Here is a 22,356-nt window from a genome sequence, read left to right as displayed (position 1 = left end):
CAGCCACGGCGAGAATGAACCCGTCTGGTGTAATATCGCTGGCGATCCCTTGCTATATGGTCAAAAAAGGAACCAGAAAGGATGCTTTTTACACTGAAAAAAGTGATTGGCGGCATGCTGCTGCCACTTCCGCTGATGTTGTTGATTATTGGTGCTGGCCTGGCGCTGCTGTGGTTTAGCCGTTTTCAAAAAACCGGGAAGATTTTTATTAGCATTGGGTGGCTGGCGCTCTTGTTATTGAGTTTGCAACCGGTAGCCGACCGCCTGCTGCGTCCCATCGAAAGCACCTATCCGACATGGAATAATTCGCAAAAAGTGGACTATATCGTGGTGCTCGGAGGTGGTTATACCTGGAACCCGCAGTGGGCACCGAGCTCTAATTTAATCAATAACAGTTTGCCGCGCCTGAATGAAGGTATTCGCTTATGGCGCGAAAATCCGGGATCAAAGCTGATCTTCACGGGAGGCGTAGCAAAAACCAATACGGTGAGTACAGCGGAAGTAGGTGCCAGAGTGGCGCAATCGCTGGGTGTCCCACGCGAGCAAATTATCACACTGGATTTACCAAAAGATACCGAAGAAGAAGCTGCCGCAGTGAAACAGGCGATTGGCGATGCCCCTTTCCTGCTGGTGACATCTGCGTCTCATTTGCCACGCGCGATGATCTTTTTTCAGCAGGAAGGGCTAAATCCGCTGCCAGCCCCGGCGAACCAGTTGGCAATCGACTCGCCGCTTAATCCGTGGGAACGGGCAATCCCCTCTCCGGTCTGGTTAATGCATAGCGACCGCGTTGGCTATGAAACGCTTGGCCGCATCTGGCAGTGGCTAAAAGGTACGTCAGGCGAGCCACGGCAGGAGTGATTTAGTCGCCAGATCAAAGTTGCTACGGTTAAACCGCCCGGTATTGACCAGTTGCGCAACTTCATCCCATAACACATACAGCCAACGCCGCCAGATGAAAGACTCCGCCACTGGCGCGCGTTGAAGGTAACTCCAGAGCAAATCTTCCGCCAGGGTGTTATCCATCAACCGGAATAATTCATACTCACGCGGTGCCCAGAGCATTAACCCCGGTCCGACCATCGCCAGGAGCTGATCGCTACGGGAATCTTTCAGCATGCTACGCAAACAGAAATTGCCGTGAATCAGCACACAATTATCGTTAAAACCTTCAAACAACACCGGCAGACATTCACGAGTGCGAAACAGAATCCGCTTATCCTGCATGGTTAAACCTGTGTTATTGAACTGATTGAGCGTCGCCCACAGCATTTCAACGTGCTGACGATACCAGGAAGGCCAGAAATTTTCCTGAGTATTGTCAACCGCGCCAACACATCCGCGGCTGTCCTGACGGTGCCAGGCCAGCAACGCTTCAACAATTTGATCTTTCAGATGTTCCCAGCGCTCTGGCGTTCTTGCGGGGGCTTCCACAGAAACACCGCGCATCCGCTCCAGCAACAAGACATCGGGGCCGGGATGTTCTTCATGCGTCATCACGCCATAGATAGTCGGCATGCGAACAGTCCCGCTCCGAGCCAGCATGGTGGTTTTCCATGCCAGCTGTCTGGCCTGCCCCGGGGTAGAAAAACTTCGCGCCATGAGCGGCATCGGGTTTCCCTGGCTGTCATACAACGCCCACAGAGTTGTGTCTGCTTTTTCATTCACACACTCTATACGACTCAATCTTTCGCCCAGTAAATGGCTTAGTTCGGCACGCAGCTGTTCCATTCAGATTACCCTCATAAAAGCTACTGCTTTCATAATGAGCGCCAATGTAAAAGATGTCACCTGAATGAGATCAATTGTTGAAGGGAAAAAATGAAGAGAATCGTAACGCTACGACACTCCTCCCAAAATTGAGATGGAGTGTCGTGGGGAAAAATTAAGCCATTTCAGCGCGAACACGCTCAAGATCTTCGGGAGTATCTACACCGGTGCCAGGAACCTCCTGGGCGACAGCAACATGGATTTTTTCTCCATACCACAGCACACGAAGCTGTTCTAACATTTCGATATGTTCTAACGGGCTTGGCTGCCAGTTAACATAGCGGCGGATAAAACCTGCACGATAGCCATAAATGCCGAGATGGCGCAGAAAGTTATCTCCTACGGTTTCCAGACCTTTCGCAAAACGGTCACGATCCCACGGGATAGTGGCACGCGAGAAGTAGAGCGCATAACCTTCGGCGTCGAGAACAACTTTAACCGCATTCGGGTTAAAGGCTTCTTCCGCACTGTGGATAGGCACAGCCAAGGTCGCCATTCCAACCTGACGCTGGGCAAGGTTATCGGCAACCTGACGAATGATTGTCGCGGGGATCATCGGTTCATCACCCTGCACATTCACAATCACCGTGTCGTCGCTGAACGCGCATTTTTCGACAACCTCCGCCAGGCGTTCTGTACCTGACTGGTGATCTGCACGCGTCATGCATACTTCACCGCCAGCAGCTTCAACAGCGCGGGCGACATCCTCATGATCGGTTGCGACGATGATGCGCTCGGCACCTGATTCGCGCGCGCGTTCGAGTACATGAACAATCATAGGTTTGCCGTTAATATCGACCAGCGGCTTACCTGGCAGACGCGTGGAAGCGTAGCGCGCGGGAATAATGACCACAAAACTCATGATTTACTCTCATCAGCAGTCAGCACGCGGGCTTCCGTTTCCAGCAGCACTGGAATGCCATCGCGCAGCGGAAAAGCCAGGTTGTCCAGTTTGCAAATAAGTTCTTGTTTTTCCTGGTTATACCAAAGTTTGCCGTTGCAAACCGGGCAGGCAATGATTTCAAGCAGACGATGATCCATAGTTCCTCCAGATGGATCGGGTTATGAATGCATAAATCTTATCATAATCATTTATGCGTCGGGGTCTATTTCCCAGCCAGTGCGGTAATCGGTAAAGAAACCGTGCGGGCAGCGCCCTATTGTTACTCGCGTTGCCTGCTGCCAGTGAGCAAAATCCGTAATCGCCTGACGCAGCCCTTTTTGAAGGGTCACTGTTGGTTTTACCCCATCCTGTAGCCAGAGAGAGAGCACTTCAAAGATGCCAGTCTGGCGATGCATCTTAGAATCCATTCGCCCAACTAATTGCCCACGATGCAATAACGGTAGAACGAAATAACCATACTGGCGTTTGGGCGCTGGCGTGTAGCACTCCAGCCGGTAGCTAAAATCAAAAAGTTGCTCTGCCCGTTTACGATCCCAGACAACAGGATCAAAAGGCGAAAGTACCGCGCTGTGCGTTGCAGTGAGCTTTCCGGCGAGCGCACGTTCGAGTAGCGGCAGCAAATCAGCATGCAGCCAAAGATTACCCAATTTTTCAACATGCACAGCAATGATTTGCTGCTGTTCAGCCCTCGCTTCGCGCCACGCCGCCAGCGCCGGACGTTTCAGCCGGTAGTAATCCGCCAGCCACTGTTCGCGAAATATTCCCAGGCTGCGCGCACTGTTATCCAGCATGATGATTTCTGCTTCTGTTTGCGAAACGAGATCGCGCTCATCATCCCAGTCAGGCATGACACGGTGGGTTAAATCATAAACTCGCTGGAAGTTGCGCCGTTCAATCACCATCACCTTTCCGGCGGTAAAGAGCCCTTCCAGATGCCGTTTATGCGGCTTCCACTCCCACCAGCCGCTCGCCCCTTTACGAGGATGCTCAAAATCGGCTGAACGTACCGGCCCCTTATCATGAATATGCTGAATTAACTGTGCAATTTCCGCCGCATGTTCCTGCATCCAGGCATCTTTGTATTTCCAGCCCATTTTTTCAGGTGCCAGCATGCGGTGGCGAATAAGACGAAAATCGCTACGCGGCATAAAGCAGGCTTCATGCGCCCAGTATTCCATTAATTCGCCACACGCCAGAGACTCATCCAGCCACTGCGCAGGATAATTTCCCAGACGACTGAAAAGCACCAGATATGGACTACGGGCAACAATATTGATGGTATCGATTTGCAACAAGGACATGCGAGAAATGGTAGCCAGAATATCTTCCGGCGACGCGCGACGACGGGGCTTGTTTAACAGCCCTTGCGCGGTGAGATGAAGATTTCGTGCATCGGTGAGGGAGAGATAAGGCAGCGTCATTCATTGCTCCGTCAATTAAACGCTGCCGCGGCTGAATTAGTTGCCAGAAGCCAGCGAGGAAAGTTGTGCGAGCAGTTTCTCTGGTTCATCGCCCGTAAGCTGTGCGTCAACGGGCAAATACCACCAGTTTTCTTCTGCAAAAGCCCGACATTTCACCGCATCTTTTTCAGTCATGACCAGTGTTTGCCCGGCGCTTAATAGTGCGCTGACATCCGCATGATTCAAAGATTGATGATCTGCCAGCGGCACACATTTTTCCGGTTGTATACCGCACATCTTTAGTGTGGCAAAAAATCGCGGCGGGTGACCAATACCTGCCATCGCCACCACATGTTTAAGTTGTGTAACGTCACAACGCGTGCCGGTAAGTAAATTCACTGCCTGACCCGGTATTAAGTTCATCGGGATTTCACCGTGACGCGGTACGCCGCCATTGACGATTACCGCATCAACCGATTTTAAGCGCCCCGCGCGCTCGCGCATTGGCCCCGCCGGCAACCACCAGCCATTGCCAAAGCGACGCACGCCATCGATGACGACGATTTCCACATCACGCGCCAGACGATAATGCTGTAAACCGTCATCAGTCACGATAATCTGCACATCGGGATATTGCGCCAAAATGGCTTTTACCGCATCTGAACGGACAGGAGAAACTGCAACAGGTGCACCCGTACGCTGATAAATCAGCACCGGTTCATCGCCCGCTTGTGCGGTGGTGGTATCTGCCGACAATAACAGCGGATACGACTCAGCTTTACCGCCATAGCCCCGTGACACCACGCCAACACGAATACCGCGCTTTTGTAGTTGTTCCACCAGCCAGACAACCACCGGAGTTTTTCCGTTGCCGCCTGCGGTGAGATTACCAACCACGACAACCGGTACGGGGGCACGCCAGGCGCGCTTCAGTTTTAGTTTATAGCAAAGACGGATAGCGCCACTCACCAGGCCATACAACCAGGAGAGTGGCAGCAATAACCGCCACAAAGGGGATTCACCAGACCAGATTTTTTCGATCATTGGCCAAACTGCATTTTATGAAGTTGCGCGTAGACTCCACGGTGCTCAAGCAAATCGTTATGCGTACCGCGTTCCACAATGATCCCGTCCTCGACGACCACAATTTCGTCTGCCTTTTCAATGGTAGACAAGCGGTGGGCAATCACCAGTGAGGTACGGTTTTTCTGCAACTCGTCCAGCGCCGCCTGAATCGCGCGTTCGGATTCGGTGTCCAGCGCCGAGGTGGCTTCATCCAGAATCAGAATTGGGCTATCACGCAGCAAGGCACGGGCAATGGCAATACGCTGGCGCTGGCCGCCAGAAAGCAACACGCCGTTTTCACCAATCACCGTATCAAGACCGTTATCCATCTTATTGATAAAGTCCATGGCATAGGCCATACGTGCCGCTTCTTCAATCTGCTCACGGCTGTACTGTTCAGTACGGGCGTAAGCAATGTTGTTGGCAACCGTGTCATTAAACAGATGGACATTCTGCGACACCAGAGCAACCTGGTTACGTAAAGACGCCAGGGTATACTCGCGCAGATCGTGACCATCCATCAGGATCTCGCCTTCATCGATATCATAAAAACGGGTGATCAGGCTGGCAATGGTCGATTTACCCGACCCAGAACGCCCTACCAAAGCCACTGTTTTCCCTGCCGGGATCTTCAGGTTGATATTACGCAGCGCAGGGACTTCACGCCCCGGATAGGTAAAAGTGACATTGCGGAATTCAACGTCACCAGTAGCACGCTCAATCTCGCGTTTACCTTCGTCTTTCTCCTGTTCACTATCCAGAATGGTAAACAGCGTCTGACATGCCGCCATCCCGCGTTGGAACTGGGCGTTAACGTTGGTCAGCGATTTCAACGGACGCATCAGTGCAATCATCGAAGAGAAGACGACAGTAATCGTACCGGCAGTCAGGCTATCCATCACGCTTGGGAAGCTCGCAGCGTAGAGAACAAATGCCAGCGCCAGAGAGGCGATCAGCTGAATGATCGGGTCAGAGATGGAAGAAGCAGAAACCATCTTCATCCCCTGCAAACGCATCTTGTTGCTGACCTTATCAAAACGCTTTGTTTCTACTTCCTGGCCGCCAAAAATCAATACTTCTTTGTGGCCTTTCAGCATCTGTTCAGCACTGGTGGTCACCTGCCCCATGGTGTTCTGCATGTTTTTACTGATGCTGCGAAAACGCTTCGATACGATACGAATCGCAATCGAGACAATCGGCGCCAACACAATCAAAATGATCGACAGCTGCCAGCTGTAATAGAACATCATGGCGAACAGACCGATAATGGAAGCACCTTCACGCACCACCGTAATCAGCGCGCCGGAAGATGACGAAGCAACCTGTTCAGAATCGTAAGTAATACGTGAAAGCAGTGTCCCGGTTGATTGTTTGTCAAAAAATGACACTGGCATTCCCATCATGTGGCCGAACAGACGTCGACGCATGGTCATAACCACTTTTCCTGATACCCAGGAGATACAGTAGCTGGAGATATAACTGGTGATACCACGTAAAATCATCAGGCCGATAACCACCAGCGGCATCCACATCAGCACGGAGCGATCTGTTTTACCAAAGCCATCATCGAGAAGCGGCTTAAGGAGCGATAACATGAAGGTATCGCTGGCTGCGTTGAGAATTAACGCTATGCCCGCCACGATCAGACCCGCTTTAAAAGGCGCAATGGTTGGCCACAGTCGGCGGAATGTCTGCCACGTAGAGAGATCTTTGTCGTTATGCATTCAAAAAACCAGCATTTGTTGAAATAGCCGCATATTCTACCCGTTATCCACTGGCACGCCAAACCACTGATGATACCAACGAGGTAAAATTTGCTCCCTTAGGCTGCTGACCCGCCAACCTTGCGCTGAAAAATTGACCGTTATTTGCCCCTGATGCGGGGTGTCAACCCATTGATATCCTTGTAGTTGATAGCGAAGTTTAACTTTACTGGAGGGCAGTCGCCATGCGTTATAGCGCGATGCCGATGCCAGTGCCATTTTTCCATTAACCCGCTGAATTAATGGCACAGATGACGAGGTATTACTGCCGTGATGGGGTACCTGAATCAAGGTTGCCTGAACCTGTTGCCAGTAATGACTTAGCATTTTTTGTTCAGCGGGGGCTTCAATATCGCCAGTCAAAAGAATGCTATGTGTTCCATCATCAACCTTAATCACACAGGAATGGTTATTTCCCTTTTCGTTACTCCCTTGCAAAGGCCAGTGCACACTAAACTGCAATCCTTGCCACTGCCACGCTTCGCCGCGCACGCAGGGCTGATGATGCACCCAGTTTAAGGGGCTTCTTACCCATAACGTCGGCCAGGCATGTAATATCGAGTCCAGTCCACCCCGGTGATCAAGATGTTCATGACTAAGAATAACGCCTTCCGGTTCAAGGTCATGCCAGCGGAGCCAGGGAATAATCAGTTGTTGCCCACTGTCCCCCTCCGGCCAGGCGAGCCCTGTATCATAGAGAACCGCTTTACCGTTTCGAGCGATCACCATTGCCAGCCCTTGCCCGACATCAAGCATATAAACCTGCCACTCATCAGACCGTGGTTTTTGCCACAGTGGCCAACACATTATAATTCCTCCAGCCATACACACCGCAGGCAACGTTTGCCATGCGTTTAGTCGCCATATCACCAGTAATAACCAGGGCGAAAATGATAGCCATTGCCAACGTTCAGCAATGCTTATCCACCCTTCAGGCAAACTGTTTAACCCCCAAAAAAGTAAAGCTAAGGACCGATCGGCAAGAAACCATATACCTTGTTCCAGGATTAATGGCCCGATTAAATGCACAACCATCGCGGCGAGGATCAACGGAACCGAAATAAATGTCACTAAGGGAATAGCGAACAAATTTGCCATAAATGAAGTCAGACTAACGCCATGAAACATGACTATTTGCACCGGCATTAGCAGGAGTGTTATACCAAGTTGCAGATGGATAAGTGAAACAATAGATTGCAATACAGGCGGCAATGGCCAGACTGGGCAGGGAAACCACTGATACCAAAATATCAGCGCTGCCACCGCTGCGGCAGAGAGCCACAAACTTTGCGAGAGGATAGCAACAGGATCCATCAGCAGAATTGCTGCCAGGCAGCATATCCACATATCCCAACCACTCCATTGTCGGCCGCTCAATTTGAGCGCTCCCCAGGTCACAAGCGCCACCACGGTACGCAATGCAGGCGGCTGCATACCGGTAAGCCAGGCATAAAAAGCAGCGCAGCAAACTCCACCGATTAATGGCATCTGCCAGTAAATCCAACGCCCGGGGAGGAAAATTTGCCCGCCACGAATTAGCCCCGCAGCCAGTAATGCTGCAAAAGCGATGTGTAAACCCGATATCGCCATTAAATGTGCCGTACCGGTATCGCGCATTATATTTTTAATTTCTTTAGATACCGATAACCGTTCACCCATTCCTAAGCCGAGCATCACCGTCTGCCATGAATACGGCTGCAGCGTCGTTTGCAGGGATGCCAGATATTGCGCACGTAGGCTACAACCTGGTTCAATGACGCTTGCTTGCAGAAAACGTCCGGTAAGTGGCTGATGCTGGGCAATGGCATAACGCTGGCTATCAAAGCCGCCATCATTAAGTTGACCATGAACAGCACGCACTTTGAGTTTCATCGACCATCGTTGCCCGGCGCATACCGATTGTGGCAAATATTCGCCATATAGCGCGATGCCTGGCGCGGGGAATAACCGCCGCCCTTGTAGATGAGTAATTTTCCCGTAATGCGTGGTCATGCCGTCAGTGGCGGTAATCTCGACGACTGCATCCTGCGTCGCGCCAGTTAAGTTTTCTCCTGCCCACAGAATTTGCTTCGCCGCCAACACGCCCCAAAGAAAAAACAGCAATGTCAGCGTGAAATAACGGACGACTTTAACAGGAATAAATGCCAGTACGCAGACGAATACAGTCAGACTCGCAAGAGTTAATGTCCCAGGCAACTGCGGCAAAATCAGCAGCGGAAAAATCCCGCAAATTATGCACAGGCTAACTGTCGTTATTTTCATGCACTCCTCCCTGTTTTTGGAAAGTGTGCAACTTTGTTGGGTGGTTGTCTGGCGGGAGTTTTGCGTTGCCCGAGGCACGTTCAGAAGAATTTAGCAGGATGATGAAAACTGTACACAACTCTGCGAGACAGCTTCCAGAACCATATTGCAGAAATGAAAAAAGCACCCGACAGGTGCTTTTTCCGCGTTCAAGTTTTACTAAAACTTAACCGTAAATATTGGCGCGATCGCGCAGTTCTTTACCTGGTTTAAAGTGAGGAACGTATTTTCCTTCCAGCTCTACTTTATCGCCAGTCTTCGGATTACGTCCGGTACGCGGTGCGCGGTAGTGCAAAGAGAAACTGCCGAAACCGCGGATTTCAATACGCTCGCCCTGCGCAAGAGTCGAGGCCATATGCTCCAGCATCTCTTTTACTGCATCTTCAACCGTCTTGGCGGGAATGTGCGATTGCTGGGTGGCAAGTCTTTCTATCAATTCTGACTTGGTCATGATTCCTCCGGTTCCTTAAAGGCAAATTTAACGGCTGCTGTTGCTGCATTGATTAAGGGCGGCCGTAGCCGCCCTTAGTGCTTGATTACAGGACGAAACCTGCAATCTGTCAAGTAAACTCAGCAAACTTCGGAATAAAAATCCCGAAGAGTCAGAGAATTACTCGCCTTTAGCTGCTTTGAAAGCTTCAGCCATTGCGTTGTTGGAGAAGTTTGCATCTTCCTGTTTGTTAACAGTTGCGATTGCATCTTTCTCGTCAGCTTCGTCTTTCGCACGAACAGACAGGCTGATAGCGCGGTTTTTACGATCAACGCCAGTGAATTTAGCTTCAACTTCGTCGCCAACGCTCAGAACCAGGGTAGCGTCTTCAACGCGGTCACGGGATGCTTCAGAAGCACGCAGATAACCTTCAACGCCGTCAGCCAGTTCTACGGTTGCGCCTTTAGCGTCAACTGCAGTTACTTTACCGGTTACGATAGCGCCTTTCTTGTTCAGAGCAACCCAGTTGTTGAACGGATCTTCTGCGAGCTGTTTAACGCCCAGGGAGATACGTTCACGTTCTGCGTCAACCTGCAGAACAACTGCAGCGATTTCGTCGCCTTTTTTGTATTCACGAACTGCTTCTTCGCCTGCAACGTTCCAGGAGATGTCAGACAGGTGAACCAGGCCGTCGATGCCGCCGTCCAGGCCGATGAAGATACCAAAGTCAGTGATAGACTTGATTTTACCTTCAACACGGTCGCCCTTGTTGTGGGTTTCCGCGAACTGCTGCCACGGGTTAGCTTTGCACTGTTTCAGACCCAGGGAGATACGACGACGTTCTTCGTCGATATCCAGAACCATAACTTCCACTACATCGCCAACGTTAACAACTTTGGACGGGTGGATGTTTTTGTTGGTCCAATCCATTTCGGAAACGTGTACCAGGCCTTCAACGCCTTCTTCGATTTCAACGAAGCAACCGTAGTCGGTCAGGTTGGTCACGCGACCAGTCAGTTTGGTACCTTCCGGATAACGTTTAGCGATAGCTACCCACGGATCTTCGCCCAGCTGTTTCAAGCCCAGGGATACACGGGTACGTTCGCGGTCGAACTTCAGCACTTTAACAGTGATTTCGTCGCCCACGTTGACGATTTCGCTCGGATGCTTAACGCGTTTCCAGGCCATGTCAGTGATGTGCAGCAGGCCGTCAACGCCGCCCAGATCAACGAATGCACCGTAGTCAGTGAGGTTCTTAACGATACCTTTAACTTCCATGCCTTCCTGCAGGTTTTCCAGCAGCTGATCGCGCTCTGCGCTGTTTTCGGATTCGATAACGGCACGACGAGAAACAACAACGTTGTTGCGCTTCTGATCCAGCTTGATTACTTTGAATTCAAGCTCTTTGCCTTCCAGGTGCAGAGTGTCACGCACCGGACGAACGTCTACCAAAGAACCTGGCAGGAACGCACGAATACCGTTCAGCTCAACAGTGAAGCCGCCCTTAACTTTGCCGTTGATAACACCGGTAACAGTTTCAGCATCTTCGTAAGCTTTTTCCAGCGTGATCCAGGCTTCGTGACGTTTAGCTTTCTCACGGGACAGCAGAGTTTCACCGAAGCCGTCTTCTACTGCGTCCAGAGCAACGTCAACTTCGTCACCTACCTGGATTTCCAGTTCGCCCTGGGCGTTTTTGAACTGCTCAGCCGGGATGGCAGACTCAGATTTCAGACCAGCGTCAACCAGTACTACATCTTTGTCGATAGCAACAACAACGCCACGAACGATAGAACCCGGGCGGGTTTCGATTTCTTTTAAGGACTCTTCAAAGAGTTGAGCAAAAGATTCAGTCATGTTTAATCTTCAGGTTTATATTTAACGTCCACCTGGCTCCGTGCCGGATGGGGTTGTTTAACATACCCGCTGTCATTCCATTGCAACGGGGGTACTGCAAATTCGGTCGCTTATGCGAGAGCCAATTTTTGGCGCGCGTAGTGTAACGCTTTTTCAATCACTTGCTCAATGCTTAAGGTGGTGGAATCCAAAACTAAAGCATCGGCTGCCGGAACCAAGGGCGCTACCGCGCGATTACGATCGCGGTCGTCGCGTTCTTTGATCTCGGCCAAAAGGCGCTCAAAGTTAACACTAAAGCCCTTCTCCTGCAACTGTAGCATGCGGCGATGCGCACGTTCTTCCGAGGAGGCGTCAAGGAAAATTTTTACTGGCGCATCAGGGAATACCACTGTCCCCATATCGCGACCATCGGCGATCAAACCGGGTAACTCCCGGAATGCGCGTTGGCGACGCAATAATGCTTCACGAACGCGTGGGAATGCAGCGACTTGTGAAGCAGCATTCGCCACTTCCTGAGTACGAATTTCGCCGCTGACATCTTCCCCTTCGAGGATCACTTCCAGATTGCCATTGGTCGACACAAAACGTACGTCCAGATGGGATGCCAGCGGCACCAGCGCATCTTCCGACGCAACATCAACATGGTGATGTAATGCCGCCAGTGCCAGTACGCGATAAATTGCACCCGAGTCCAGCAGATGCCATTGCAACGCTTCCGCCATAGCCTTACACAAGGTGCCTTTCCCTGCACCGCTTGGGCCATCAATGGTAATAACCGGGGCAATTGCCGTCATCTTTATCTCCTTAAAACAGGCGTACCGTTAACATAACCGCGCGCATTATACGCGTCGGCGCCACAAATCGTTAACGTTGTGTGCAAAAACCAGTTTTGTCTGTATTCAGATGGGGATTTATTGCGCAATTATAGCGGGCTGGCGAAAGACCAGCCCGAAAGATGACAATGATTTACTTACCGGAGGCAATACGATCGCGGATGTGCTGTGCACGCTCTGCTGATGGTGGATGAGAGTCAAACATAGACTGAGTACGACCGCCATCCAGGCTGGCCAGTTTTTCAAAGCTACCGACCAGTCCCTGGGTGTTAATGCCACGTTTCTTCAGCAGATCAAAGGAGAAATCATCTGCTTCAGACTCTTTATCGCGGGAGTACTTAGCATTGATAGCGCCTTCTGCGATATCGCCCAGTTGCGAGCGAGAAAGCTGGGAAGCAACACCGCTGGTGGCGGAAATTGCATCACGTGCGGCAACGATCGCATAAGATGCTTTCATTTCAGCCAGCGAGTGACCCAATGCAACGTGTCCCAGTTCATGACCCAGAACGCCTTCAATTTCGTTGTCGTTCATCATGTCCATCAGGCCACTGTAGACTCGGACACAGCCGTTTGCCATCGCCCATGCGTTAACGTCGCTGGTCATATAAACCTTATAGTTGACCGGCGTACCGTTAATGTTGTTACCCAATGCTTTGGCGATTTTTGCCAGACGTTTACCGTACTTGCTGGATTTGCTTGCAACTTGATTGCCGCTGTCCATTTCGGTACAGCCCTGATTGGCAATGGCTTTTGCATCGGCGTCGCTTAACGTTGCAGCTTTATAGGCATTTAAACCGGAGCTGATAGCCATATTGGTATCAATACCGTGCGTATTTTGACACCCTGTCAGTAGTGCTGCAGAAGTCGCAATCGCCAGCAGTAATTTAGTATTCTTCATGTGAATCATCCGTTGATTAATCATATATAAATATTATGTATCAATAACTTACATTGATAATCGACGTTACCACTGTTCAAAATGACTCACAAGGTCCGAAAAAAAACGCCGGCAATGTGCCGACGCTTTTAGAAAGAAATATTTGTCTATTTATCGCCCGTTATTCAAGCTGGTTGGCTTATCCGCGCCAGTTGTTCGAAGTAATCCGGGAAGGTTTTAGCCGTACATTTGGGGTCAAGAATCGTCACTGGCGTATCTGACAATGCCACCAGCGAGAAACACATCGCCATCCGGTGATCATTGTATGTCGCGATCTCGGCAAAGTTCAGTTTTTCCGGTGGAGTTATGCGAATGAAATCGTGCCCCTCTTCAACTTCCGCACCGACTTTACGTAGCTCTGTTGCCATCGCGAACAGGCGATCCGTTTCTTTTACGCGCCAGTTATAAATATTGCGCAGCGTGGTTGTGCCTTTTGCAAATAACGCCGTCGTGGCAATGGTCATCGCCGCATCGGGAATATGGTTCATATCCATATCGATGGCGTTCAGTTCGCCACGCGTGCAGGCAATATAATCATCGCCCCAGCTAATGGTCGCCCCCATTTTTTCCAGTACATCAGCAAATCGAATATCGCCCTGCATACTGTTGCGTCCAATGCCGGTCACTTTTACCGTGCCGCCTTTGATTGCTGCTGCTGCCAGGAAGTAAGAAGCTGAAGATGCATCTCCTTCGACCAAATAAGTACCCGGAGACTGATAAGACTGCCCCCCTTTTACGACAAATTGTTGATAGTGCTGATTTTCAATCTCAACACCAAACGTTTTCATCAGGTTGAGCGTGATATCGATATAAGGTTTAGAAACCAGATCACCTTTAATACGAATAACTGTATCTTTCGGCGCAAGAGGCGCAGTCATTAACATTGCGGTGAGGAACTGGCTGGAAACGGAGCCATCAACGTCAACGTTGCCGCCAGTAAAACCGCCCTGTAAACGCAACGGTGGATAATTATCTTGTTCCAGGTAAGTGATTTTCGCTCCGCCCTGGCGCAACGCATCCACCAGGTGACCAATCGGGCGTTCTTTCATACGCGGCTCACCAGTCAGGACAATATCATTGTTTCCCAGACAAAGTGCCGCCGCCAGCGGACGCATAGCCGTTCCGGCGTTTCCAAGAAACAACTCCAGGGCACTTTCTGCGTGTAATGGACCGCCGTTACCGATGATTTCGCAACGCGTACGATCGGCTGAAAGCGTGTAACTTACCCCTAACGCCGTTAATGCATTCAGCATATGGCGCACGTCATCGCTATCAAGCAGATTAGTTAATACTGTTTTGCCGTGTGCTAATGCCGCCAGCAATAAAGCGCGGTTAGAAACGCTCTTGGAACCGGGCAGATTAATAGTGCCATCGACACGGGCGATGGGGTGCAACGTCAGGGATTCCATGAACTCAACTCTCTACAACAGAAATAAAAACCCCACAGTCTGGCTGTGGGGATTACGCAAAATGTCGGCATTAGCCGTGACGACGTTCGAACTCAACCATGAAGTCTGTCAGTGCTTTAACGCCTTCCAGCGGCATGGCGTTATAAATAGAAGCACGCATTCCGCCGACCACACGGTGACCTTTCAGCGCATGTAAGCCCGCAGCGAAAGACTCTTCGAGGAACAATTTATCAAGCGCGCTATCCGCCAACTGGAACGGCACGTTCATCCGCGAACGGTTAGCTTTCGCCACATCATTGCGGTAGAAATCGCTGTTATCAATCACCCCATACAGCAGTTCTGCTTTTTGCTGATTGATCTTATCCATTGCAACCACACCGCCGTTCGCTTTCAGCCATTTGAAGACCAGACCAGACAGATACCAGGCAAACGTTGGCGGCGTGTTAAACATGGAGTCGTTATCGTTGAGGATGGAATAATCCAGAATCGACGGACAAGCGATATTCGCTTTGCCCAGCAAATCTTCACGAACGATGACGATTGTCAGGCCAGCCGGGCCGATATTTTTCTGTGCGCCAGCGTAAATTACGCCATAACGGCTGACATCAATCGGACGGGAAAGAATGGTTGAAGAGAAGTCAGCAGCGACCACCACATCTTTGCCGAAGTCTGGCGTTTCGTCGATGGCGATACCATCAATGGTTTCATTCGGGCAGTAATGCATATAAGCAGCATTATCAGAGAGCTGCCATTCACGCATTGGCTTAACCGCACGAAGACCATCAACAGTCACTTTGGCGTCAAAGACATTTGGCGTGCAGTATTTTTTCGCTTCTTTAATGGCACTTGCCGCCCAGTAACCAGCATCAACATAATCTGCGGTGGTTTTATCACCAAGAATATTCAGCGGTACAGCAGCAAACTGACCGCGACCGCCGCCGTGGCAGAACAATACTTTGTAGTTGGAGGGGATATTAAGAAGATCACGAAAATCCTTCTCGGCTTCCTCTGCAACCTGAATGAACTCTTTGCCACGGTGACTCACTTCCATCACCGACGTACCAAGACCGTTCCAGTCGCGCAGTTCCTGTTGAGCCTGTTTAAGCACCTCTGCCGGTAGCATTGCCGGACCAGAACTAAAATTGAAGATTTGAGCCATTTCCCCTCACCACGTTGCGTTGCTATTAACCCGCGGTCAATCGATTGCGACCACAGGTAATACATTATTCCTGTGGCTATCGGTTTTATCATTCAGTGACACACATCGCAATGAGTAAAACCGTTGAGGGCAAAAATGTGGCTTGCATCACACAAAAGAATCTCTCGGATTATTAGCAAAAAGCCGATGTTTTTACTGTCAGGTCACCCGTTTTGCCCGACTTGCCTTCGTCCATTCTGGATTTGCACAGCGCGGACATAATTGTTTTTCCCCCGCGTTCATATGAATGATTTCACTGCAACGGATGCATGCATAGTCCGCCGACTCCGGCACCACTTTGTAACGCTGAGTACAGTCACTGGGTAAAATAAGTAAGCCTGGTTTTACTTTGTCATTTTCAAAGAAATAGACGCTAATTTGGCCATTGGTTTCGAGAATAGCCAGACGCACCTGCCCCAGTTGTTCCACGCCACGCAACCGTAGTTCCATAAAGAACTCAAATTCCGTCATGTTGGAGTTATTGAGTTTCGACCAGGCCAGCTCGCCATCTTCAATAATGACAACCGGTTTACCTTCCAGCAAATCTTCCAGTTTTTCACTGTGCGCCATCAACCACATCACCAGGCGGTATAACAACGCCAGGGTAATAAAGACAATAAGCACCGGGACCATCGGCACATCGTCATAAAACGCCACATCCCCCGCCGCCGACCCCAGCGTCAGAATGATTAATACTTCAAATAGCGACATTTGCCGCACGCCGCGTCTTCCTGTCATTTTGAGGAACAAAAAGACCAACACAAAGGTATAGAGACTACGTAGTGCAACTTCGCCAAGAAAATCAAAAGGCACTTTATCGAATGCCATACGGTGGAGATCGAACGCCTTCATTTTTATGCTCTTATCGTAGTTTATCCGCTAAAAGCATAGCTAACAGTTCATCAGCGTGGCGGCGGTGATAGCACCTTTGAGATAAAACCCGTATTATTGCGCGCTTTCCGTACGACTAAAGTGATTTTCATGACGCAAACATTTATCCCCGGCAAAGATGCCGCACTGGAAGATTCCATCGCTCGCTTCCAGCAAAAACTCTCCGACCTCGGTTTTCATATTGAAGAGGCCTCCTGGCTGAATCCGGTACCTAACGTCTGGTCCGTGCACATTCGCGACAAAGAGTGCTCCCTGTGTTTTACCAACGGCAAAGGCGCAACCAAAAAAGCGGCGCTGGCTTCTGCCCTCGGTGAATATTTCGAGCGTCTGTCTACCAACTACTTTTTTGCGGACTTCTGGCTGGGCGAAACCATCGCCAACGGTCCGTTCGTGCATTATCCCAACGAAAAATGGTTCCCACTGACCGAAAATGACGATGTGCCAGAAGGGCTGCTCGATGACCGTCTGCGCGCGTTTTACGATCCGGAAAATGAACTGACCGGCAGTATGCTGATTGACCTGCAATCCGGTAACGAAGATCGTGGTATTTGCGGCCTGCCGTTTACACGTCAGTCCGACAATCAGACCGTTTATATTCCGATGAATATCATTGGTAACCTGTACGTCTCTAACGGTATGTCCGCAGGTAATACCCGCAACGAAGCACGCGTTCAGGGGTTGTCCGAAGTTTTCGAACGCTACGTGAAAAACCGCATTATTGCTGAAAGCATCAGCCTGCCAGAGATCCCAGCAGACGTGCTGGCGCGTTATCCAGCAGTAGTTGAAGCGATCGAAACGCTGGAAGCGGAAGGTTTCCCGATCTTCGCATATGATGGTTCCCTTGGCGGCCAGTATCCGGTGATTTGCGTGGTACTGTTTAATCCTGCTAACGGCACCTGCTTTGCCTCATTCGGTGCGCATCCTGATTTTGGCGTTGCACTGGAACGTACCGTGACCGAGCTGCTGCAAGGTCGCGGTCTGAAAGACCTGGATGTATTTACTCCGCCAACCTTCGATGATGAAGAAGTCGCTGAACATACTAACCTCGAAACGCACTTTATCGACTCCAGCGGTTTGATCTCCTGGGACCTGTTCAAGCAGGATGCCGATTATCCGTTTGTGGACTGGAGCTTCTCCGGCACCACTGAAGAGGAGTTCGCCACGCTGATGGCTATCTTCAAAAAGGAAGATAAAGAAGTTTATATTGCCGATTACGAGCATCTGGGTGTCTATGCTTGCCGAATTATCGTGCCTGGCATGTCCGATATTTATCCGGCTGAAGATTTATGGCTGGCAAATAACAGTATGGGCAGCCATTTACGGGAAACAATTCTGTCACTGCCCGGTAGTGAGTGGGAAAAAGAAGATTATCTAAACCTCATTGAGCAACTGGATGAAGAAGGTTTTGATGACTTTACCCGCGTGCGTGAGCTGCTGGGTCTGGCGACCGGGCCAGATAATGGCTGGTATACCCTGCGTATCGGTGAGCTGAAAGCCATGCTGGCGCTGGCTGGCGGCGATATGGAACAGGCTCTGGTCTGGACCGAATGGACGATGGAATTTAATTCATCGGTGTTCAGCCCTGAACGCGCCAACTATTATCGCTGCCTGCAAACTTTATTGCTGCTTGCTCAGGAAGAAGATCGTCAACCGCTGCAATATCTGAATGCATTTATTCGTATGTACGGTGCAGATGCGGTTGAGGCAGCCAGCGCGGCAATGAGTGGCGAAGCCGCGTTTTATGGCCTACAGCCAGTGGATAGCGATCTGCACGCGTTTGCCGCGCATCAATCGTTGTTGAAGGCCTACGAAAAGCTGCAGCGCGCCAAAGCAGCATTCTGGGCAAAATAAAATCAAATAGCCTACGCAATGTAGGCTTAATGATTCGTCTGAGTTATATTACGGGGCGTTTTTTTAATGCCCCGCTTTACATATATTTGCATTAATAAAATAATTGTAATTATAAGGTTAAATATCGGTAATTTGTATTTAATAAATACGATCGATATTGTTACTTTATTCGCCTGGTGCTCCCTTTTAATTAACTGTTTTAGCGGAGGATGCGGAAAAAATTCAACTCATTTGTTAATTTTTAAAATTTATTTTTATTTGGATAATCAAATAGTTACTCCGTATTTGCATAAAAACCATGCGAGTTACGGGCCTATAAGCCAGGCGAGATATGATCTATATCAATTTCTCATCTATAATGCTTTGTTAGTATCTCGTCGCCGACTTAATAAAGAGAGAGTTAGTGTGAAAGCTGACAACCCTTTTGATCTTTTACTTCCTGCTGCAATGGCCAAAGTGGCCGAAGAGGCAGGTGTCTATAAAGCAACGAAACATCCGCTTAAGACTTTCTATCTGGCGATTACCGCCGGTGTTTTCATCTCAATCGCATTCGTCTTCTATATCACAGCAACCACTGGCACAGGCACAATGCCCTTCGGCATGGCAAAACTAGTTGGCGGCATTTGCTTCTCTCTGGGGCTGATTCTTTGTGTTGTCTGCGGAGCCGATCTCTTTACTTCCACAGTGTTGATTGTTGTTGCCAAGGCGAGTGGGCGCATCACCTGGGGCCAGTTGGCGAAAAACTGGCTAAATGTCTATTTTGGCAACCTGGTCGGCGCACTGCTGTTTGTACTTTTAATGTGGCTTTCTGGCGAATATATGACCGCGAATGGTCAATGGGGACTAAACGTCCTACAAACCGCCGACCACAAAGTGCACCATACTTTTATTGAGGCCGTCTGTCTTGGTATCCTGGCAAACCTGATGGTATGTCTGGCAGTATGGATGAGTTATTCTGGCCGCAGCCTGATGGACAAAGCGTTTATCATGGTGCTGCCGGTCGCGATGTTTGTTGCCAGCGGTTTTGAGCACAGTATCGCAAACATGTTTATGATCCCGATGGGTATTGTAATCCGCGACTTCGCATCTCCGGAATTCTGGACCGCTGTCGGTTCTGCACCGGAAAATTTTTCTCACCTGACCGTGATGAACTTCATCACTGATAACCTGATTCCGGTTACGATCGGTAATATTATCGGCGGTGGTTTGTTGGTTGGGTTGACATACTGGGTCATTTACCTGCGTGAAAACGATCACCATTAATGGTTGTCGAAGTACGTAGTAAATAAAAAATCCACTTAAGAAGGTAGGTGTTACATGTCCGAGCTTAATGAAAAGTTAGCCACAGCCTGGGAAGGTTTTACCAAAGGTGACTGGCAGAATGAAGTAAACGTCCGTGACTTCATTCAGAAAAACTACACTCCGTACGAGGGTGACGAGTCCTTCCTGGCTGGCGCTACTGAAGCGACCACCACCCTGTGGGACAAAGTAATGGAAGGCGTTAAACTGGAAAACCGCACTCACGCGCCAGTTGACTTTGACACCGCTGTTGCTTCCACCATCACCTCTCACGACGCTGGCTACATCAACAAGCAGCTTGAGAAAATCGTTGGTCTGCAGACTGAAGCTCCGCTGAAACGTGCTCTTATCCCGTTCGGTGGTATCAAAATGATCGAAGGTTCCTGCAAAGCGTACAACCGCGAACTGGATCCGATGATCAAAAAAATCTTCACTGAATACCGTAAAACTCACAACCAGGGCGTGTTCGACGTTTACACTCCGGACATCCTGCGTTGCCGTAAATCTGGTGTTCTGACCGGTCTGCCAGATGCATATGGCCGTGGTCGTATCATCGGTGACTACCGTCGCGTTGCGCTGTACGGTATCGACTACCTGATGAAAGACAAACTGGCACAGTTCACCTCTCTGCAGGCTGATCTGGAAAACGGCGTAAACCTGGAACAGACTATCCGTCTGCGCGAAGAAATCGCTGAACAGCACCGCGCTCTGGGTCAGATGAAAGAAATGGCTGCGAAATACGGCTACGACATTTCTGGTCCGGCAACCAACGCTCAGGAAGCTATCCAGTGGACTTACTTCGGCTACCTGGCTGCTGTTAAGTCTCAGAACGGTGCTGCAATGTCCTTCGGTCGTACCTCCACCTTCCTGGATGTGTACATCGAACGTGACCTGAAAGCTGGCAAGATCACCGAACAAGAAGCGCAGGAAATGGTTGACCACCTGGTCATGAAACTGCGTATGGTTCGCTTCCTGCGTACTCCGGAGTACGATGAACTGTTCTCTGGCGACCCGATCTGGGCAACCGAATCTATCGGTGGTATGGGCCTCGACGGTCGTACCCTGGTTACCAAAAACAGCTTCCGTTTCCTGAACACCCTGTACACCATGGGTCCGTCTCCGGAACCGAACATGACCATTCTGTGGTCTGAAAAACTGCCGCTGAACTTCAAGAAATTCGCCGCTAAAGTGTCCATCGACACCTCTTCTCTGCAGTACGAGAACGATGACCTGATGCGTCCGGACTTCAACAACGATGACTACGCTATCGCTTGCTGCGTAAGCCCGATGATCGTTGGTAAACAAATGCAGTTCTTCGGTGCGCGTGCAAACCTGGCGAAAACCATGCTGTACGCAATCAACGGCGGTGTTGACGAAAAACTGAAAATGCAGGTTGGTCCGAAGTCTGAACCGATCAAAGGCGACCTCCTGAACTACGATGAAGTGATGGAGCGCATGGATCACTTCATGGACTGGCTGGCTAAACAGTACATCACTGCACTGAACATCATCCACTACATGCACGACAAGTACAGCTACGAAGCCTCTCTGATGGCGCTGCACGACCGTGACGTTATCCGCACCATGGCGTGTGGTATCGCTGGTCTGTCCGTTGCTGCTGACTCCCTGTCTGCAATCAAATATGCGAAAGTTAAACCGATTCGTGACGAAGACGGTCTGGCTATCGACTTCGAAATCGAAGGCGAATACCCGCAGTTTGGTAACAACGATCCGCGTGTAGATGACCTGGCTGTTGACCTGGTTGAACGTTTCATGAAGAAAATTCAGAAACTGCACACCTACCGTGACGCTATCCCGACTCAGTCTGTTCTGACCATCACTTCTAACGTTGTGTATGGTAAGAAAACCGGTAACACCCCAGACGGTCGTCGTGCTGGCGCGCCGTTCGGACCGGGTGCTAACCCGATGCACGGCCGTGACCAGAAAGGTGCTGTAGCTTCCCTGACTTCCGTTGCTAAACTGCCGTTCGCTTACGCTAAAGATGGTATCTCTTACACCTTCTCTATCGTTCCGAACGCACTGGGTAAAGACGACGAAGTTCGTAAGACCAACCTGGCTGGTCTGATGGATGGTTACTTCCACCACGAAGCGTCCATCGAAGGTGGTCAGCACCTGAACGTTAACGTGATGAACCGTGAAATGCTGCTCGACGCGATGGAAAACCCGGAAAAATATCCGCAGCTGACCATCCGTGTATCTGGCTACGCAGTACGTTTCAACTCGCTGACTAAAGAGCAGCAGCAGGACGTTATTACTCGTACCTTCACTCAATCTATGTAATTAGATTTGACTGAAATCGTACAGTAAAAAGCGTACAATAAAGGCTCCACGAAAGTGGGGCCTTTTTTAGCAAGAGAGCCTTTTTTGTCAGCTATCTATACTTTAAGGTAACTGCCAAAACAGACTCGACGTAGCCTTCGAGCTGCGCAC

Annotated in this window: 18 protein-coding genes; 4 read left to right on the top strand and 14 right to left on the bottom strand. The window is 50.1% G+C overall.

Annotated features, from left to right (window positions below; all coding sequences use genetic code 11):
• Positions 1-81 precede the first annotated feature (81 nt).
• Positions 82-861 carry an envelope biogenesis factor ElyC gene (elyC, locus tag D9738_RS17875; RefSeq protein WP_130260778.1) on the top strand — a complete coding sequence of 260 codons (780 nt, stop codon included), beginning with the start codon at positions 82-84 and terminating at the stop codon, positions 859-861.
• Here the strand turns inward: elyC and D9738_RS17870 are convergent.
• The 14 genes from D9738_RS17870 to D9738_RS17800 form a co-directional block, all read right to left on the bottom strand.
• The gene (locus tag D9738_RS17870; RefSeq protein ID WP_130205335.1) at positions 838-1,731 is read right to left on the bottom strand and encodes a YcbJ family phosphotransferase; all 894 of its coding nucleotides are present in this window, start codon (positions 1,729-1,731) and stop codon (positions 838-840) included. The two genes, elyC and D9738_RS17870, sit on opposite strands and share 24 nt — an antisense overlap.
• Before the next feature lie 154 nt (positions 1,732-1,885).
• A complete protein-coding gene (gene kdsB, locus D9738_RS17865; RefSeq protein ID WP_064528339.1) occupies positions 1,886-2,632 on the bottom strand; it encodes a 3-deoxy-manno-octulosonate cytidylyltransferase in 747 nt (248 codons plus the stop codon).
• Complete coding sequence (gene ycaR, locus D9738_RS17860; protein ID WP_000350058.1) at positions 2,629-2,811, bottom strand: protein YcaR; 183 nt, start codon at positions 2,809-2,811, stop codon at positions 2,629-2,631. Before ycaR ends, kdsB begins: the two co-directional genes overlap by 4 nt.
• A 51-nt stretch (positions 2,812-2,862) precedes the next feature.
• Positions 2,863-4,095: a crosslink repair DNA glycosylase YcaQ gene (gene ycaQ / locus D9738_RS17855; protein ID WP_130260777.1), complete on the bottom strand. Its 1,233-nt coding sequence runs from the start codon at positions 4,093-4,095 to the stop codon at positions 2,863-2,865.
• 36 nt (positions 4,096-4,131) lie between these two features.
• Positions 4,132-5,118: a tetraacyldisaccharide 4'-kinase gene (gene lpxK, locus D9738_RS17850; RefSeq protein WP_130260776.1), complete on the bottom strand. Its 987-nt coding sequence runs from the start codon at positions 5,116-5,118 to the stop codon at positions 4,132-4,134.
• Positions 5,115-6,863 (bottom strand): lipid A ABC transporter ATP-binding protein/permease MsbA, encoded by a 1,749-nt coding sequence (gene msbA / locus D9738_RS17845; RefSeq protein WP_130205329.1) that lies wholly within the window; start codon positions 6,861-6,863, stop codon positions 5,115-5,117. Before msbA ends, lpxK begins: the two co-directional genes overlap by 4 nt.
• Positions 6,864-6,899: 36 nt before the next feature.
• Positions 6,900-9,164, bottom strand: coding sequence for a ComEC family protein (locus tag D9738_RS17840; RefSeq protein ID WP_130260775.1), 2,265 nt, complete (start codon positions 9,162-9,164; stop codon positions 6,900-6,902).
• A 205-nt stretch (positions 9,165-9,369) separates the two neighbouring features.
• A complete protein-coding gene (gene ihfB, locus D9738_RS17835) occupies positions 9,370-9,654 on the bottom strand; it encodes an integration host factor subunit beta (protein ID WP_000167336.1) in 285 nt (94 codons plus the stop codon).
• 159 nt (positions 9,655-9,813) lie between these two features.
• A complete protein-coding gene (gene rpsA, locus D9738_RS17830; RefSeq protein ID WP_000140327.1) occupies positions 9,814-11,487 on the bottom strand; it encodes a 30S ribosomal protein S1 in 1,674 nt (557 codons plus the stop codon).
• Positions 11,488-11,597: 110 nt separating this feature from the next.
• Positions 11,598-12,281: a (d)CMP kinase gene (cmk, locus tag D9738_RS17825; RefSeq protein WP_000125014.1), complete on the bottom strand. Its 684-nt coding sequence runs from the start codon at positions 12,279-12,281 to the stop codon at positions 11,598-11,600.
• A 172-nt stretch (positions 12,282-12,453) separates the two neighbouring features.
• The gene (gene ycaL, locus D9738_RS17820) at positions 12,454-13,218 is read right to left on the bottom strand and encodes a metallopeptidase YcaL (protein ID WP_130205325.1); all 765 of its coding nucleotides are present in this window, start codon (positions 13,216-13,218) and stop codon (positions 12,454-12,456) included.
• A 164-nt stretch (positions 13,219-13,382) separates the two neighbouring features.
• Positions 13,383-14,666, bottom strand: a complete 1,284-nt coding sequence (gene aroA / locus D9738_RS17810; RefSeq protein WP_130260774.1) for a 3-phosphoshikimate 1-carboxyvinyltransferase — start codon at positions 14,664-14,666, stop codon at positions 13,383-13,385.
• Positions 14,667-14,736: 70 nt separating this feature from the next.
• Positions 14,737-15,825 (bottom strand): 3-phosphoserine/phosphohydroxythreonine transaminase, encoded by a 1,089-nt coding sequence (gene serC / locus D9738_RS17805; RefSeq protein WP_022645462.1) that lies wholly within the window; start codon positions 15,823-15,825, stop codon positions 14,737-14,739.
• A gap of 198 nt (positions 15,826-16,023) precedes the next feature.
• The gene (locus D9738_RS17800; RefSeq protein WP_130205321.1) at positions 16,024-16,716 is read right to left on the bottom strand and encodes a DUF421 domain-containing protein; all 693 of its coding nucleotides are present in this window, start codon (positions 16,714-16,716) and stop codon (positions 16,024-16,026) included.
• A 129-nt stretch (positions 16,717-16,845) separates the two neighbouring features.
• On the opposite strand from D9738_RS17800, the gene ycaO reads away from it, so the two are divergent.
• The 3 genes from ycaO (at position 16,846) to pflB (ending at position 22,206) form a co-directional block, all read left to right on the top strand.
• A complete protein-coding gene (gene ycaO, locus D9738_RS17795; RefSeq protein WP_130260773.1) occupies positions 16,846-18,606 on the top strand; it encodes a 30S ribosomal protein S12 methylthiotransferase accessory factor YcaO in 1,761 nt (586 codons plus the stop codon).
• Between the two features lie 405 nt (positions 18,607-19,011).
• Entirely contained in the window at positions 19,012-19,869 is an 858-nt protein-coding gene (focA, locus tag D9738_RS24925) for a formate transporter FocA (RefSeq protein ID WP_000642546.1), read from the top strand.
• Positions 19,870-19,923: 54 nt separating this feature from the next.
• Positions 19,924-22,206, top strand: a complete 2,283-nt coding sequence (gene pflB, locus D9738_RS17785; protein WP_001292820.1) for a formate C-acetyltransferase — start codon at positions 19,924-19,926, stop codon at positions 22,204-22,206.
• Positions 22,207-22,356: the final 150 nt, after the last annotated feature.

This window comes from Escherichia sp. E10V5, from assembly GCF_004212315.1.
Lineage (GTDB): Bacteria > Pseudomonadota > Gammaproteobacteria > Enterobacterales > Enterobacteriaceae > Escherichia.
The sequence above is the reverse complement of the archived record's forward strand: the minus strand, read 5'-3'. Positions and strand labels throughout refer to the sequence as shown.

Coding starts and splice junctions, on each gene's coding strand:
- serC (WP_022645462.1), bottom strand. CDS start 15,825: ATGGCTCAAATCTTCAATTTTAGTTCTGGTCCGGCAATGCTACCGGCA.
- D9738_RS17870 (WP_130205335.1), bottom strand. CDS start 1,731: ATGGAACAGCTGCGTGCCGAACTAAGCCATTTACTGGGCGAAAGATTG.
- pflB (WP_001292820.1), top strand. CDS start 19,924: ATGTCCGAGCTTAATGAAAAGTTAGCCACAGCCTGGGAAGGTTTTACC.
- D9738_RS17840 (WP_130260775.1), bottom strand. CDS start 9,164: ATGAAAATAACGACAGTTAGCCTGTGCATAATTTGCGGGATTTTTCCG.
- kdsB (WP_064528339.1), bottom strand. CDS start 2,632: ATGAGTTTTGTGGTCATTATTCCCGCGCGCTACGCTTCCACGCGTCTG.
- ycaQ (WP_130260777.1), bottom strand. CDS start 4,095: ATGACGCTGCCTTATCTCTCCCTCACCGATGCACGAAATCTTCATCTC.
- ycaO (WP_130260773.1), top strand. CDS start 16,846: ATGACGCAAACATTTATCCCCGGCAAAGATGCCGCACTGGAAGATTCC.
- ycaL (WP_130205325.1), bottom strand. CDS start 13,218: ATGAAGAATACTAAATTACTGCTGGCGATTGCGACTTCTGCAGCACTA.
- rpsA (WP_000140327.1), bottom strand. CDS start 11,487: ATGACTGAATCTTTTGCTCAACTCTTTGAAGAGTCCTTAAAAGAAATC.
- aroA (WP_130260774.1), bottom strand. CDS start 14,666: ATGGAATCCCTGACGTTGCACCCCATCGCCCGTGTCGATGGCACTATT.
- lpxK (WP_130260776.1), bottom strand. CDS start 5,118: ATGATCGAAAAAATCTGGTCTGGTGAATCCCCTTTGTGGCGGTTATTG.
- msbA (WP_130205329.1), bottom strand. CDS start 6,863: ATGCATAACGACAAAGATCTCTCTACGTGGCAGACATTCCGCCGACTG.
- ycaR (WP_000350058.1), bottom strand. CDS start 2,811: ATGGATCATCGTCTGCTTGAAATCATTGCCTGCCCGGTTTGCAACGGC.
- cmk (WP_000125014.1), bottom strand. CDS start 12,281: ATGACGGCAATTGCCCCGGTTATTACCATTGATGGCCCAAGCGGTGCA.
- D9738_RS17800 (WP_130205321.1), bottom strand. CDS start 16,716: ATGAAGGCGTTCGATCTCCACCGTATGGCATTCGATAAAGTGCCTTTT.
- elyC (WP_130260778.1), top strand. CDS start 82: ATGCTTTTTACACTGAAAAAAGTGATTGGCGGCATGCTGCTGCCACTT.
- ihfB (WP_000167336.1), bottom strand. CDS start 9,654: ATGACCAAGTCAGAATTGATAGAAAGACTTGCCACCCAGCAATCGCAC.